Source organism: Paraburkholderia haematera, from assembly GCF_905220975.1.
GTDB lineage: Bacteria > Pseudomonadota > Gammaproteobacteria > Burkholderiales > Burkholderiaceae > Paraburkholderia > Paraburkholderia haematera.
The window spans coordinates 760066-774288 of record NZ_CAJNBK010000001.1 but is presented as its reverse complement, the minus strand read 5'-3'; the positions used below and the strand labels follow the sequence as shown (position 1 = coordinate 774288).

The following is a 14223-nucleotide window of genomic DNA, read 5'->3' as shown; positions in this document are numbered from 1 at the left end:
GAGGCGGGCTCAAGCGTCCTGTTCCGAGCCGAGATCGCGCTGGTACTCCAGCCCTTCGCGGCGCACGCCGCCCTGGTTGTGTTCTCCGTCTGGCGGCGCATCGGGGGCGATGCGGTTTTGCGCTGCCGGGTCGGGCGACTCTACCGGGTCGCTCTTGCTGCTGCCCGCTCGGGAATCGCGCTTCGAATGGCGCGCGGAACGTCGCAGTGCTGGATGTCTCATGATCGATGCCTCCAGGGGGAGCCCGCCGCCATCGAGACGGCATCAATTCAGTGTAGGGGTCGCGGTAGGAAATTTCCGGTAAAAGATGCGTCACTTTTGTAACAAGTACATAAAATCGCCGCCCCGGCCCCCTGCGCATCACCGGATGCGTGTCAGAGTTGCACGAGGCGGTCTTGCGACGATAGACGTTAAGTGGCTTGAGGCGTTTGCGTGGGTTGCGGCGGCGGATCACCGATAGGCGGCGCGACGGGATCGATCGGATCTGGGGTCGGACTGGGATTTGGAAACGTGTCGGGCTCATCGGGATCCGGGGTTGGCGGCTCGATTGGCTCAGGACGGTGAGCGTGCTTTGGGAGGGGAGATGCGGGAGCGGCGGCGTATTCCGGCATGTCGGTGATCCTCGTTTTGCGTTCCATTGGATTAAACCGGAGCAAGCCGCATGCCGAATGAAAAGGCGGGGACAGCAAAACAGGCCAATAGATGACCGAGGCATCGGCGCGCGCAGCGCCGCCGGAAGAATGACTGCTTTGTCACCGGGGCTAAATGTGCGAGAACACGGATTCCAGATGCACCACTACCGCGGCTGCGCGGGGGACCCGCTTATGGGCTAGCGGTGTGAAGCGGCTTTCTTTGCTTACTTTCTTTGCCGCGGCAAAGAAAGTAAGTGCCCGCCCCGCACAGGGGCGAACGCTAATAGACCACTAAGAAAACAAGGAAAGCCCACCGCCGCAGGCAAAAAAACCAACTTCAAACATCCGCCCCCCCCAAAGCCCGCGACTCAACAGCAACATCACTATCATCCCGCGCATCATTCCCATACTCAACAAGCCGGTTATAAAGCGTCTTCAGACTAATCCCAAGAATCTCCGCAGCGCGCGTCTTCACACCGCCACATTGCTCGAGCGTGGCCAGAATCAACTGCCGATCCGCCTCGGCAAGCGAAGTGCCGAATGGAATCGTAATCGCCGTCCCGGCCACAGGCTTCGACAACGTAATCTGCAGCGGCACAGTCGCCGTACTATCCGAATCCGAACCCGACATGATGTGCGCGCGCTGCACATAGTTCTTCAGCTCGCGAACATTACCGGGCCACGGATACGACATCAGCATGTCCTTCACTGCGGCCGGAAAATGCTTCTTCGTGGCATGAAGCTCATTGAGCTCGTCAAGAAACGCCTGCGCGAGCAGGTCAACATCCTTACCCCGCTCCCGCAACGGCGGCAGGCTAATCGGAAACACGTTCAGCCGATGGTAAAGATCGAGCCGCAACTTACCTTCCAGCACAGCCTGCTCAGGATCGCGATTGGTAGCCGCAATCAGCCGCACGTCAGTCTCAATCTCCTTCGTCGTCCCGACCCGCATGAACATGCCCGTCTCCAGCACGCGCAGCAATTTCACCTGCAACTCGATCGGCATCTCGGTGATTTCATCGAGAAACAGGGTGCCGCCGTTCGCGCGCTCGAAATAACCTTTGTGCTGACGGTCCGCGCCGGTGAAGGAGCCGCGTTCGTGGCCGAACATTTCCGATTCGATCAGGTTCGGCGAGATCGCGCCGCAATTCACCGCGAGGAACGCATGCTTGCGGCGCAGGCTGAGTTGATGCAGCGTCTGGGCGGCAACTTCCTTGCCGGTGCCCGACTCGCCCACCAGCATGACCGAGGCCGCTGTCGGCGCCACGCGGCCCATCTGGTCGTAGACCTCCTGCATGGCCGGTGAATTGCCGAGCATCAAACCGAAGCGGCCCATGCGGCGCAACTCGCCGCGCAAGGTGCCGATTTCAGCCTTCAGGTCGCCGGCACGCGGCAGGCGCGACAGGATCGCCTTCACGCGCTGCATGTTGATGGGCTTCACCAGATAGTCGGTCGCGCCCATCTTCAGCGCGTTGACCGCCGACTCCACCGTGGCGTGGCCGGTAATCACGATCACCTCCACACCGGAGCGCGGATCGAGATCTTCGAACAGATCGACGCCACTGCCGTCGGGCAGCTTCAGGTCCGTAAAGACGACGTCCGGCATCTGCCGGACCAGTTGAATGCGCGCTTCGCGCAAATCGCCCGCCGTGGCGGTAGTCAAACCGTCTTCCCCGATGATGGCGGCAAGCGCCTCGCGGGTACCGGCATCGTCGTCGACAATCAGTACGTGTGGCATCGCGTCTCGAAAGCCCGAAGGCGTGAATGGGGAACATGCACAACCGCATGCTGGAACGCCGGTCGACAGCTTGCGGATGCGCCGCGTGTGCGCCCAGATGTGAGCACACGCTAACACTCCGCGACAGCGCCGAGCCCCTGACTTGATTCAATATCGCAACAATCGGTGACAAAACCGTCTACCGGAGGGCGACATTGTTGTCTATTTAACTATTGTACGGCTTTATCGAGATAAATTTATCATGCGCGTCAGGCGCCGCGTATCGAAGCGGCACGTCGGCGCAGGGGCCCACGCCAGGTCGTCATCGCGACCCTCAGCTACGCGGAAACGGCCATGCATCGCCTTGGCCGTTCGGACGCGCCGAGCCATTTGCACCCTGCGTGGCGCCGGGTGTAGATGGACCGGCACTCGCGCTGCCCGACAGCGTAGCCGACGTTGCCACCGTGCCGCCCTCGCCTTCCCAGCGGCTCAGTTCGCGCGCCGCCAGAGCCTGCGCGGCACGGTTTCGCTGCATGTAGCGCACAGCCAGATACCCGCTAAGGGCAACCAGCGCGCCGAAGATGCCAATTTTGGGTCGTCCCATCGTGAACTCCTGGTTATCGTCAAGCGGATCGGCGTCGAGCACCGCGCGCTAGCGTGAGTTAGTGTGCGCCGAGGACGCCCGGCAGAAAGCCGGTGACGCGGCAATCCCGAGCGAACGCCACGGGTTGTGCCGCACATAGTGCTCGGCATTGACGGCCGCACCGCGAACCGTCGCAGAACCGCGTCCGCCGCCAGCGTGACTCGAACGGAGCCGCTCAAAACCACCTGCATGCCGGATAAAAAGCGCAATCGCCATGCCCGGTAAATTTGCCGCTTTCATTCGGCCCCGGCACGAGTTCAGGCATTTTCGACCGCGCTTGCGACGAGCGATTTCGCCGTTCGTCACACGCATTGCCGGAAGCCGCGTCAAAGTGGTTAAATCCAATTTTTGTGAGATAGTGACCGCACTGGTCCATCTTGCTGCAAGGGCTTCAAGGCCTGCGCGCCGCAACACCGAACCCCATTTGCACAGGACTCCCCGTTTATGGCGTCAATCGATCTGGACTCGCCCACCGTCTCCGCCGCGCAGACGAAACAGCGTGTCGCGGACGGCATCGCGGGACTGAAATCGTATGGGCTGCTGTATGGCTCGTCGCCGGTGATGCTCGATTTGTACGAACAGATCGCACGCGTCGCCAGCACTGACGCGACCGCGCTGATCATCGGCGAATCCGGCACCGGCAAAGAACTGATTGCCCGCACGATTCACGATCAAAGCAGCCGCAAGGCCGCACCGTTTGTCGCCGTGAACTGCGGCGCGATCCCCGACGAACTCATTGAAGCCGAGTTATTCGGCCACGAAAAAGGCAGCTTCACCGGCGCGGTCCAGGGTCGCGTCGGCTACTTCGAACATGCGAACGGCGGCACGCTGTTTCTCGATGAAATCACGGAAATGGCGCCGGTGCGCCAGGTCAAGCTTTTGCGCGCGCTCGAAACCGGCACGTTTTTTCGGGTGGGCGGCAGCGAACTGATTCACGGTGACGTGCGTGTGATCGCCGCGACCAATCGCGACCCCGCAGTAGCGGTGAAGGAAAACGGTCTGCGTGAGGACCTGATGTACCGGCTCGCGGTTTTTCCATTGCGCGCGCCGCCGTTGCGCGAGCGCGAGAGTGACCGCGAACTGCTCGCCCAACACTTCCTCGCCCTGCTGAATCAACAGGAAGGCACGAGCAAAAGCTTCAGCAAACGATCGATCGAAACACTGCGGACCTGGTCGTGGCCCGGCAATGTGCGCGAGTTGAAGAACGCGGTGTATCGCGCCTTCATTCTTGCGGAGAAGACGGTCGAGCTGCCGCATCCGCATCTCGCGTCGCGCGTAAAAAAACCCGTGACGCAAGGCGACGCGATGAGCGTATGGATCGGCACGCCGCTCGCCGATGCGCAAAAGCAGATCATTCTCGGCACGCTCAAGTATTGCGGCGGCGACAAGCGGCGCGCGGCCAAAGCGCTCGGCGTGAGTCTGAAAACGCTGTACAACCGCTTGAGCACGTACGGTGGCGACGAAGGTGCGGAGGACGAAACCGAGCAATAAGGCACGCCGTGCGCTCATGTGACTCGTTCGCGTGAACGTGTGTTTTCTGTGTGCTCGCCGTCTACCTTTTCGCGCTCGTCCAACGCGCGTGTTTCACCCCCTCTCTGCAGAAACGTCCTTTTCTGCCTGCCTGTCATCTCATTAATCCCTTCGCACCGCCAATCAAATCGGCGTCTTTCCAACAGAAACCGATTTGACTCGCACCATCTTTTGCAATTGCTTGCACTTTCCCTCTGCCAATTACAAATGGCATCCTGCAAAATGCGGCAGCGCGCGGTGCGACCGTGAGAAAGACGTGCCTTGCGCTCACACATCGTTCACACAAGTGCTTCGTATGAACGAGCGATGCATGAGCAGCACGTGAGCGAAAGGCACTTGCAGGAGCAGAGACAGGGAAATGCAAAAAGGTATGGTGTGGGCCGAAGGGGCAAAACAAACAGCCAAAGCGTCTAAAGCGGCCAAACGCAGACGTTCGAATGCAACGGCGCTCACCGCATTGGCCGTGGCGATCTCGTCGGCATTGAGCGGATGCAGCTCGCTCTACTCGGAAGGCGCCACCGCCGGCGCCGGTGTCGCAGGCGCCGCGCTCGCGGCCAAAGTCACCAGCAACGCGGCAGTCGCGACCGGCATCGGTCTTGGCGCTGTGGCCGCGGCCCGCGCCGGCGTGCAGTACTCGCAGCGCGTAGTCCACAAGGATGCACAGGACGGCATCGCCAAAATCGCCGGGCCGCTCGACGTCGGCGCGATTGCCCCGTGGAGCGTGACCCACTCGGTGCCAATCGAAGACGACGAACACGGCCGCGTCACCGTCAGCCGCACGATCAGCGCCGGCGCGCTCGACTGCAAGGAAATCGTCTTCTCGGTCGACCAGACCGCTACCCAGAATGTGCCGGCGAGCAGCGCGTTTTACGTCGCGTCGATCTGCCGTGACGGCGACAACTGGAAATGGGCGTCGGCCGAACCGGCTACCGAACGCTGGGGCGCGCTGCAATGAGGGCGCGGCCGCTTCCACGTCCGCGGAATGAACGCACGTTGTCCGAATTACGCTCTGTGAATGGCGCGCGTACCGCCCTGGTCCCGCTTACCTTTGTCGCGGCGCTTTGCGGCAACCGGTTGCGGCTCGTGCTGGCCGGCGCACTCTGTGTCGGCGCCAGTCTGCTGACAAGCGGATGCTCGTCGGTCGGCGCGGCGAGCGGCGCCGCGGCCGGTGTCGCGTCAGGCCTCGTGACCGCCAACCCGGCCGTGGGTATCGGCGTCGGTATCGCCGTGCAGGCCGCGACCGACGAAGCCATCGGCCGCTACATGCGCACCATGCACACCGATCAGCAGAACATGATCGCCGCGCTGGCGGGCGCGATGCCGGTCGGCGAGACGCGGCCCTGGGCGGTCAAGCACACCCTGCCGATCGAAAACGGCCACGGCCAGGTGCGCGTGACGCGCGCGTTCAGCTCGGCGCTCGCGCTGTGCAAGGATTTCGTGTTCTCGGTGCAGGACGGCGACGGCCCGGGCGCGCACGAAGACTGGTACACGGCAAGCGCGTGCCGGCAAGACAAGGGCTGGAAGTGGGCGTCCGCAGAACCGGCGGTCGAGCGCTGGGGCAATCTGCAATAAAAAAACGGCAGGGTCTCCCCTGCCGTTTTTTCTGAAACGTCTCAATCAGCTCGACCGGATTTAAGACTCCACGTCTTCCAGACTGAAAATTTCCGTCTGGTCGTTGTACGAGAAGATCTCGCCATAACGGCCCCAGTTGATCACCGCGTCGAGCGTCTCTTCCGCGGCGCTGTCCGACAGAAAATCCTCCAGCTCCTGCTCGAAGCGCACGCGCGGCGCGCGATGCCCCGGACGTTCGTTCAACACCTTCTTGATCCGCGCGGCGAGCGGCACATGGCGCAGCAGGTGCTCGGCGAACATCATCTTGCGTTCCTGCGTGCCGAATTCCGAGAACACGCGTGCCGGCGGCGTCAGGAAAATATCCCCTTCGCGAATGTCGGCAAAACCCAGGTGCTGCAGCACTTCAGCGACCGGGAACAGATCGTCCACCTCCAGATGCAGCGAGCGGGCGATTTCCGGCATGTCGGCGCGGCCGTGGTACGGCGCGGCGGCCAGCGTTTCGATCAGACCGGCCATCAGGTTGGTCGACACATGCGGCAACCAGCTGTGCAATTCCAGCCCCTTCTTGGTCTTTTCGTCGGTCTGACGTGCGGTCATCTTCGCGTAGATGTCGTCGACCAGCCGGCGGAACGCCGGGTCAAGGCGGTTACGCGGATGCTTGAACGGCACCTTGATTTCAGCGATGACACGACCCGGATTGGACGACAGCACCAGAATCCGGTCGCACATGAACACCGCTTCCTCGATGTTGTGCGTGACGATCAGCACTGCCTTGATCGGCATGCGGCCTTGCGTCCACAGATCGAGCAGGTCGGTACGCAGCGTTTCGGCGGTCAGCACGTCGAGCGCGGAGAACGGCTCGTCCATCAGCAGCAGCGTGGGGTCGACCACCAGCGCGCGTGCAAAGCCGACGCGCTGACGCATGCCGCCCGACAACTCGCGCGGATACGCGTTTTCGAAACCGTCGAGACCGATCAGGTCGATCGCCGCCAGCGCGCGCGTGCGGCGTTCGCTCGCGGCGACGCCCTGCGCCTCGAGACCCGCTTCCACGTTTTGCAGCACGGTCAGCCACGGGAACAGCGCGAAGGTCTGGAACACCATCGCCACGCCCTTGGCGGGGCCGTCGAGCGGCTTGCCCATATAGGTGACTTCACCGTCGGTCGGCTCGATCAGACCGGCGATGATGCGCAGGAGCGTGGATTTGCCCGAGCCCGAACGGCCCAGCAACCCGACAATTTCGCCTTCGCGCAACGACAGATTCGCGTCGTCGAGGACGAGCAGCTCGCCCTGCGACTTGTTGAACCCGCGGCACACGTCCTTGACGCGCAGGATCTCTTCACCAAGGCGCGGCGGCATCGGCGGGGTCTGGATCGGTGCGGCGGTCATAGCAGCTTTAGGATTTTGCATCGCGTTTAGCCTTTATTTCTCAATCTAGCCGCAGCTTGGCTTCGGCGTAGGCGAACATCGGACGCCACAACAGGCGGTTGAACAGGGTCACGAACAGGGACATCACGGCGATGCCCACGATGATCTTCGGATAGTCGCCCGCTGCGGTGGTCTGCGCGATATAGGCGCCCAAGCCATGCGCGACAACCTTGGTGTCGCCCCACTGAACAAATTCCGCGACGATACTTGCGTTCCACGCGCCACCCGAGGCGGTGATCGCGCCGGTCACGTAATAAGGGAAAATGCCCGGCAGCATCGCCTGACGCCACCATTGCCAGCCGCGGATGTGGAAGTTCTTGGCCGCTTCCCGGTAGTCGTTTGGATACGAACTCGCGCCGGCAATCACGTTGAACAGGATATACCACTGGGTGCCGAGCACGATCAGCGGCGACAGCCAGATGTCCGGATTCAGATGAAAGCGCACGATGACGATCACGAACACCGGAAACAGCAGGTTCGCCGGGAACGCTGCGAGGAACTGCGCGATCGGCTGCACCTTCTGCGCGAGCGCCGGTCGCAGGCCGATCAGTACACCGATCGGCACCCAGATCACCGAGGCGATGGCGATCAGCACCACCACCCGCAGCAGCGTGATGAGCCCCAGAACGAACACGTGCCAGACTTCGTCGAGCGACACGCCGGTTCGCACGTAGGTGATCACGCGGTACACCACGTAGACCGTAGCGAGCAACACCACGGCCGCCCAGACAATGTCGCCGACGCGCGAGGTCTTCTCGCGCTGCGGAATCTGGAAGCGCGGGCCGCGAAACGCCGGCAACGTGAAGTTGACGCGCGCGGCCTTGGCGAACATCCAGCCGAGCGGCACCAGCAGACGGTGAATCAGATGGGTGCGGCGGATCAGGTCGAGCAGCCACGATTCCGGCGCATTGCCCGAGCTCGTGGTTTCCATGCGGAATTTATCGGCCCACGCAACCAGCGGGCGGAACATGAACTGGTCGTACGCAAGAATCACAACCGTCATGGCAAGGATCACCCAGCCGACCGCGTGCAGATTCTTGTCGGAAATCGCCTGCGCCAGATACGCGCCGATCCCCGGCAGCGTGATCGAGTTGTTGCCGACGGTGATGGCTTCCGAGGCGACCACGAAGAACCAGCCGCCGGACATCGACATCATCATGTTCCAGATGAGGCCCGGCATCGAGAACGGCACTTCCAGCTTCCAGAAACGTTGCCACGAAGTCAGATGAAAGCCGCGCGAGACTTCGTCCAGATCGCGCGGCACCGTGCGCAGCGACTGGTAGAAGCTGAACGTCATGTTCCAGGCCTGGCTCGTGAAGATCGCGAAGATCGCCGCCAGCTCGGCGCCGAGCACGCGGCCCGGGAACAGCGCGAGGAAGAACGTGACCGTAAACGAAATGTAGCCAAGCACCGGCACCGACTGCAGGATGTCGAGAATCGGCACCAGCACCATGCCGGCGCGGCGGCTCTTGGCAGCCAGCGTGCCGTACACGAGCGTGAAGATCAGCGAGGCGACCAGCGCCGCCAGCATGCGCAGCGTGGTGCGCATGGCGTACTCGGGCAGATTCGACGGGTCGAGCGAGATCGCCTGAGTCTTGAGCGTGGACATCGGCGCCAGCGTTTCGTGAAACCCGATCGCGGCCATCGCGATGATGCAGATGATCAGCGGAAAGGCGACGAAGTCCCAGCGATTGGGCAGCACCCGCCATGCGGACGCATTGGCGGTCTGCTTCAGATTGAAGCTGAAATCCATCAGACGCTCTCCCTATTCATACAGGCATTCAAACGCACAGAAGGGGCCGCGGCTTCGGCGCGGCAGTCTGAAGATCGGTCCGGAAAGCGGAAATCAGGCATGGCAAAACGCATGTGCGCAGTAAATCGTTAGCGTTGGAGACACGTGGACCGGTGACGGACAGGTCCGTGGGCAAGCCGCCCGGGACCGCAACCGTCAAGCCGGGCTCCTGTCGCCGCAGGCGCCGCCCGAAGGCTGGCGGGCTTTCCTTGTTTTGGACGGCACGACACTACACCATCCTATGTTTCAGGCACAACCTTTCACGGCAAATAGCAACAAATGGCCTCGAACGCACGGGTGACGGCCCTCAGCCGACGTCGGTAAGGCCCGGTACAACGCGTTAAATTCAGCCGTGCACGACCCGCGTTCCCGGCAATCGCGATCATGGCCGGGATCGCGTTTCAAACACCCTGAAAACCCGCGCAGCCATTCAGAAAGCTGACGCGCTGCCGTTAAGAATCTGATGGGTGAGGCGAACGTACTTCGCATTCCCGCAATAACGGTGGCGTCAGGCCCCATGACGGTTAAAATCAAGAAACGACACACCTGATTGCGGTAGTCCCGAGCCATGGCACGGCCCACACCGAGAGCGTATCGCCAGCCGCTTCCACAGGGGCGAACCAGCGCCAGCGCGCTGCCACGAAAAAGCTAGTTGCATGTCACAGCCAGACGGATCAGAGGGTCGATGAACAGGACAACCTTGCGCCAGGCAACCGGGCCGATCAGCTTCGCGCTGATCGTGCTCGTTTGCTGGTTCGTGGCCGGCATGGTCGCGGACCGGATGGTACAGCAAGAGCTGGACGCGGCCTTGCGCACGCAGCGGCAAATGTCCACGTCGGTCGTCGACAACATGGCGGAGGTCATCGCCAGCGACCTCGCAATGTCTCGAGCCATCCCCGCAACCATGGCCGAAATGGACGTGGTCCAGCACGCGCTGGTGCAATCCCAGAATTATGCCGCGAACGGCGAGGCGGCGGAACCCGCCTTGCACGCCAGTTTGTTAAAAGATCCGCAGATGCTCGCCGTTAGCAATTTCCTGCACGACGCACAAGGCTTCTCCGGGCTCGACCAGATCTGGCTCGTCAACGCCAACGGCATCTGCGTCGCGTCGAGCAGCGCCATCAATACCCCGCTAGCCGCGGAGCGCTCCTTCGTCGGCGTCGATATGCGCACGCGCGGCTACCTGACGAATGCCCTGCTCGGCGCGTTTTCGGAAGCCTATGGCGTCGGCCGCCGCAGCGGCGAGCCAGGCATCTTCATCGCGGCGCCGGTTTACGCCGACGGCTTGCTGGTCGGGGTGGTGGTGGCCAAGGTGGGGATCGCGCGGCTGCGCCACTGGGTCGCGCATGCCGGCACCTTTGTCGCCGACGAGAACGGCGTGATCATCATGGCGCACAACAGCGAACTCGAAGGGCACGCGCTGCCGAATTCGCACGTCACGCAGATGAGCACCGCCGAGCGCGTGACCATCTATCGCCGCGAAATCCTCCCGGACATCCGGATTCAGGTCGACGCGCAAGTGCGCGAGAACGCGCCGTGGGTGCCCGCAAGCATCGCCAGCCAGTTGTTCGGCATGGGCGGGCAGCCGGCGCCTTCGCTATATCAGGCACGCAGCGGCTTGAATTCGGGGCTGTCGGCACATCTGGTCGATCCGCTCGCGGCCTGGCCCGAACTGCTGCGCAATCACAAGCGCGATCACCTGCTGGTGTTTCTGACGCTGGCCGGCACGGTCGCGCTCGCGTGGGTAATCACTGTGTCGTACGTGCGCGAGCGGCGCCACCATCGCGCCACCCGCGATCTTGCAGAGCAGTTGCAATCGGCCAACACCCTGCTCTCGGCCGAGGCGCGCCACGATGCGCTGACCGGCGCGCTGTCGCGGCGCTACTTCCTCGACCTGCTGCGCCACGAGATTGAGCGCGCGCATGCCTGCAATGAGCCGCTGTGCATGGCGATCGCGGACCTCGACCACTTCAAGCAGATCAACGACCGCTTCGGCCACGCCGCCGGTGACCGCGCGCTCGAACATTTTGTCGACACCTGCCGGGCTGAATTGCGCGGCACCGATGCGATCGGCCGGCTGGGCGGCGAAGAGTTCGGCTTGCTGCTGCCGGCCACGGATCTGGCGGGTGGCCGCGAAGTTGTCGAACGCTTGCGACTGCGTCTAAAGGCGATTCCTTCACCGAAGCTGCCGGCTTCTGTGGGCTTGAGCGTGAGCATCGGCATCACCGAACTCTCCGCCGACGATCTGCCCGAGCGCATCATGAGCCGCGCCGACACGGCCCTTTACGCAGCGAAGTCGGGCGGCCGCGACCGCATCGAAGCGCTGCCACCCGACGACACCGCGCCGCCCGCACGGACAGTGGCCAACGCGTGGTGAAGGCTGGCCTCGGGCGTCCCGTAACGAAGCAGGTATCATCAACCCTGACATTGAGGTTGCCGCTACCGCTCTAACGGGAGATTCGCATGAAGGGAAATTTGGTCATTGTCTGTCGCGATCAGGATGCTGACGCATTCGACCATTTGCTGGCCGAATATGGCGCGTTCCAGACGCGCCTGTCGTCGACGGCGTGGTATCTGAAGCTGGCTGTCGCGCCGGAACTGATTCAGGAAGAAATACTCGCGCGCCTCGGCAAGTACACCACGCACTACATCTTCGAAGCCGAAACGGTAACGTGGAGTACGGTGGATAGTGACGCGGCGAATGCGCTGAACACGCTGTTTTCAGACTAGCGCAACGGTTGCCGGACGCAAATTCCGGCCGCCGCGTTCGACATCTCATTCCGAACCTTGCGTTCGGACATCGCATTCCGGCATAGACACAGCGGGGCAGGTGCATGCCGCCCTCGCCCCGCCCCACCTGCTACCAAACGCTTTCCGAAGCCGCCATCACACGCGGCACTACTTCGAACGGAAAGCTCATCAGGACCCGCAAGCCACGGCCGCCGTGGTTGCCGACCTCCCACTCCCCGCCCGTGCGCCGCACCAGACGCTCGACGATCGCGAGCCCCAGCCCGCTATGACCGTTGCCGCCACGTGCCGGGTCGAGCCGGACGAACGGCCGGCTGGCATTGATCAGATCCTGCGCGGCGATACCGCTGCCGTTGTCGCTCACCGAAAGCGTGTACCCCTGCGCCGTGCGCGCCGTAGCGACGACGATCGGCGGCGCGCCGTAAGCATGCGCGTTATCCAACAGGTTCGACAGGATCCGGTCGAGCGTCGCCGCGGGCAGCAGGAAACCGGGTCCCGCATTGAGTTCGGTCTCCACCGTGGGCGCGCCTGCACCGACCGCACGATAACTGCGAACCACGCGCTCGCACTGCGCGTCCACTTCGACCGCTTCGCTGCGATCGGCGCCGTCGTGTGCGAACACCAGAAACTGTTCGACGATATGCGTCATCGAATCGACGTCGCGCACGACGCCGTCACGCATTTTCACTTCTTCCATCATTTCGGCACGCAGCCGCAAGCGCGCCAGCGGCGTTTTCAAATCGTGCGCGACGCCGGCCAGCATCACGGCCCGGTCGTTTTCCGTGCGCGCCACTTCCTGAACCATCTGGTTGAAGCCATGCGTCAGCTGCCGCAACTCACGCGGACCGCGCTCGGGCACCGGCGGCACCGGCAGACCACGGCCGAAGCGCGCCACCGCCTGGGCAAGCGAGCGCAACGGCTGCTGCAGCGCCCACGCGGCGAAAAGCGCCGCCATCACCGCGAACGAGAAAATGATCGCGAGCCACAGCACCGTGCGGTCGAGCGAACGCGGCGGGCGCAATGGCTGCACCGGCACGACGATCCAGCTACGGTCGTTGGTGGCGCGCACCCACAGCGTGGGTGGATGGCCAGGCTGGCCGACCCGCACCAGCGTTCCGGCAGGCATGCGATCGCGCACGTCCTCGATGAAGCGTTCGAGCGGCGCCGGCAGAGCGGTGTTATCCGGCGGCACGTCGGGGCTCGCCGGATCGACCACCCTGACACGTGACGGCAAGGGCTGGTCCGGCGTGCGGGCGACGTGCTGGCGCACCGCGTCGACGAGGAAAGTGGCTTCCTCGACGGCATAGCGGGTTTGCAGCTGGCTGCGCTCGAGCCGCATCAGCGCGTACCACGCGAAATGCGACAGCAGCAGCACTGCAATGACTAGCAGCGCGAGGCGCCCGAAAAGCGAATCAATGGGCCGGCGCATGTTGTTCGCCATCGGGCACGAACACGTAGCCGCGCCCGCGCACCGTTTGAATGAAGCGCGGCGTGGACGGATCGGTTTCGAGAATGCGACGCAAACGCCACACCTGCACGTCGATGCCACGGTCGGTGCCGTCATATTCCGGGCCATGCAGCAGTTCGAGCAGGCGCTCACGGGTGAGCGTGCGCATGGGGTGATTCACGAAAATCTTCAGGAGCGCGAATTCGCTGCCCGATAGCGTGAGCGGCTTGTCTTCGAGATGCAGCGTGCGCGACTGGAAATCCAGCGTGAAGCGGCCGAAGTTGAACGGCTCGCGCTGTTCCGGCGCCGCCGCCGACGGCAGCGTGCGGCGCCGCCGCAGCACGGCCTGCACGCGCGCCAGGAGCTCGCGCGGGTTGAACGGCTTGCCGAGATAGTCGTCCGCGCCGAGCTCCAGCCCGACAATCCGGTCGACGTCGTCGGCACGCGCGGTGAGCATGATCACGGGGATATCGTCGCCCGACGCGCGCAGCTTACGCAGCGCGGTCAGCCCGTCTACGCCCGGCATCATCAGATCGAGCACGATCAGATCCGGACGCTCGCGTTCGAGCCTGCGCTCAAGCGTGCCCGCGTCATGCAGCACCGAAACTTCGATGCCCTGACGGGCCAGATAGTCGCGCAGCAGATCGCGCAATTCGACGTCGTCGTCGACAACAAGTATTTGAGTAGCCATGGGATGAAGTTTAACGCGCAGCAGGA

13 protein-coding genes are annotated in these 14223 nt (G+C 63.1%); 5 read left to right on the top strand and 8 right to left on the bottom strand.

The window, feature by feature from the left end; translation table 11 throughout:
- Positions 1-9: 9 nt before the first annotated feature.
- From KHO23_RS03410 to KHO23_RS03400, 4 genes are all read right to left on the bottom strand, one after another.
- Positions 10-222: a hypothetical protein gene (locus KHO23_RS03410; RefSeq protein ID WP_211609623.1), complete on the bottom strand. Its 213-nt coding sequence runs from the start codon at positions 220-222 to the stop codon at positions 10-12.
- A 188-nt stretch (positions 223-410) separates the two neighbouring features.
- Positions 411-611, bottom strand: coding sequence for a hypothetical protein (locus KHO23_RS34945; RefSeq protein ID WP_236066719.1), 201 nt, complete (start codon positions 609-611; stop codon positions 411-413).
- A 358-nt stretch (positions 612-969) separates the two neighbouring features.
- The gene (locus KHO23_RS03405) at positions 970-2370 is read right to left on the bottom strand and encodes a sigma-54-dependent transcriptional regulator (protein ID WP_211609622.1); all 1401 of its coding nucleotides are present in this window, start codon (positions 2368-2370) and stop codon (positions 970-972) included.
- 313 nt (positions 2371-2683) lie between these two features.
- Complete coding sequence (locus KHO23_RS03400) at positions 2684-2953, bottom strand: hypothetical protein (protein ID WP_211609621.1); 270 nt, start codon at positions 2951-2953, stop codon at positions 2684-2686.
- Positions 2954-3436: 483 nt separating this feature from the next.
- Between KHO23_RS03400 and KHO23_RS03395 the strand changes: the two genes are divergently transcribed.
- The 3 genes from KHO23_RS03395 to KHO23_RS03385 all read left to right on the top strand — a co-directional run bounded on the left by KHO23_RS03395 (position 3437) and on the right by KHO23_RS03385 (position 6094).
- Entirely contained in the window at positions 3437-4483 is a 1047-nt protein-coding gene (locus KHO23_RS03395) for a sigma-54 interaction domain-containing protein (RefSeq protein WP_211609620.1), read from the top strand.
- A 397-nt stretch (positions 4484-4880) separates the two neighbouring features.
- A complete protein-coding gene (locus KHO23_RS03390) occupies positions 4881-5477 on the top strand; it encodes a hypothetical protein (RefSeq protein ID WP_236066703.1) in 597 nt (198 codons plus the stop codon).
- A 77-nt stretch (positions 5478-5554) separates the two neighbouring features.
- Positions 5555-6094: a hypothetical protein gene (locus KHO23_RS03385; protein WP_211609831.1), complete on the top strand. Its 540-nt coding sequence runs from the start codon at positions 5555-5557 to the stop codon at positions 6092-6094.
- Between the two features lie 60 nt (positions 6095-6154).
- Here KHO23_RS03385 and KHO23_RS03380 read toward each other — a convergent pair whose 3' ends face one another.
- A complete protein-coding gene (locus tag KHO23_RS03380) occupies positions 6155-7501 on the bottom strand; it encodes an ABC transporter ATP-binding protein (RefSeq protein WP_211609619.1) in 1347 nt (448 codons plus the stop codon).
- Positions 7502-7520: 19 nt separating this feature from the next.
- A complete protein-coding gene (locus tag KHO23_RS03375; RefSeq protein ID WP_211609618.1) occupies positions 7521-9272 on the bottom strand; it encodes an ABC transporter permease in 1752 nt (583 codons plus the stop codon).
- A 724-nt stretch (positions 9273-9996) separates the two neighbouring features.
- On the opposite strand from KHO23_RS03375, the gene KHO23_RS03370 reads away from it, so the two are divergent.
- Together KHO23_RS03370 and KHO23_RS03365 are read left to right on the top strand one after the other, a co-directional pair.
- Complete coding sequence (locus KHO23_RS03370; RefSeq protein ID WP_211609617.1) at positions 9997-11688, top strand: sensor domain-containing diguanylate cyclase; 1692 nt, start codon at positions 9997-9999, stop codon at positions 11686-11688.
- A gap of 86 nt (positions 11689-11774) precedes the next feature.
- Complete coding sequence (locus KHO23_RS03365) at positions 11775-12041, top strand: hypothetical protein (RefSeq protein ID WP_211609616.1); 267 nt, start codon at positions 11775-11777, stop codon at positions 12039-12041.
- 130 nt (positions 12042-12171) lie between these two features.
- Here the strand turns inward: KHO23_RS03365 and KHO23_RS03360 are convergent, their stop codons facing one another.
- Both KHO23_RS03360 and KHO23_RS03355 read right to left on the bottom strand, forming a co-directional pair.
- Complete coding sequence (locus KHO23_RS03360; protein ID WP_211609615.1) at positions 12172-13488, bottom strand: ATP-binding protein; 1317 nt, start codon at positions 13486-13488, stop codon at positions 12172-12174.
- Positions 13472-14197 carry a response regulator gene (locus tag KHO23_RS03355; RefSeq protein WP_054035058.1) on the bottom strand — a complete coding sequence of 242 codons (726 nt, stop codon included), beginning with the start codon at positions 14195-14197 and terminating at the stop codon, positions 13472-13474. Before KHO23_RS03355 ends, KHO23_RS03360 begins: the two co-directional genes overlap by 17 nt.
- Positions 14198-14223: the final 26 nt, after the last annotated feature.

Excerpts from the sequence above, each read along its gene's own strand:
- KHO23_RS03410 (WP_211609623.1), bottom strand. The coding sequence starts at position 222 with ATGAGACATCCAGCACTGCGACGTTCCGCGCGCCATTCGAAGCGCGAT.
- KHO23_RS34945 (WP_236066719.1), bottom strand. The coding sequence starts at position 611 with ATGCCGGAATACGCCGCCGCTCCCGCATCTCCCCTCCCAAAGCACGCT.
- KHO23_RS03405 (WP_211609622.1), bottom strand. The coding sequence starts at position 2,370 with ATGCCACACGTACTGATTGTCGACGACGATGCCGGTACCCGCGAGGCG.
- KHO23_RS03400 (WP_211609621.1), bottom strand. The coding sequence starts at position 2,953 with ATGGGACGACCCAAAATTGGCATCTTCGGCGCGCTGGTTGCCCTTAGC.
- KHO23_RS03395 (WP_211609620.1), top strand. The coding sequence starts at position 3,437 with ATGGCGTCAATCGATCTGGACTCGCCCACCGTCTCCGCCGCGCAGACG.
- KHO23_RS03390 (WP_236066703.1), top strand. The coding sequence starts at position 4,881 with ATGCAAAAAGGTATGGTGTGGGCCGAAGGGGCAAAACAAACAGCCAAA.
- KHO23_RS03380 (WP_211609619.1), bottom strand. The coding sequence starts at position 7,501 with ATGCAAAATCCTAAAGCTGCTATGACCGCCGCACCGATCCAGACCCCG.
- KHO23_RS03375 (WP_211609618.1), bottom strand. The coding sequence starts at position 9,272 with ATGGATTTCAGCTTCAATCTGAAGCAGACCGCCAATGCGTCCGCATGG.
- KHO23_RS03370 (WP_211609617.1), top strand. The coding sequence starts at position 9,997 with ATGAACAGGACAACCTTGCGCCAGGCAACCGGGCCGATCAGCTTCGCG.
- KHO23_RS03365 (WP_211609616.1), top strand. The coding sequence starts at position 11,775 with ATGAAGGGAAATTTGGTCATTGTCTGTCGCGATCAGGATGCTGACGCA.
- KHO23_RS03360 (WP_211609615.1), bottom strand. The coding sequence starts at position 13,488 with ATGCGCCGGCCCATTGATTCGCTTTTCGGGCGCCTCGCGCTGCTAGTC.
- KHO23_RS03355 (WP_054035058.1), bottom strand. The coding sequence starts at position 14,197 with ATGGCTACTCAAATACTTGTTGTCGACGACGACGTCGAATTGCGCGAT.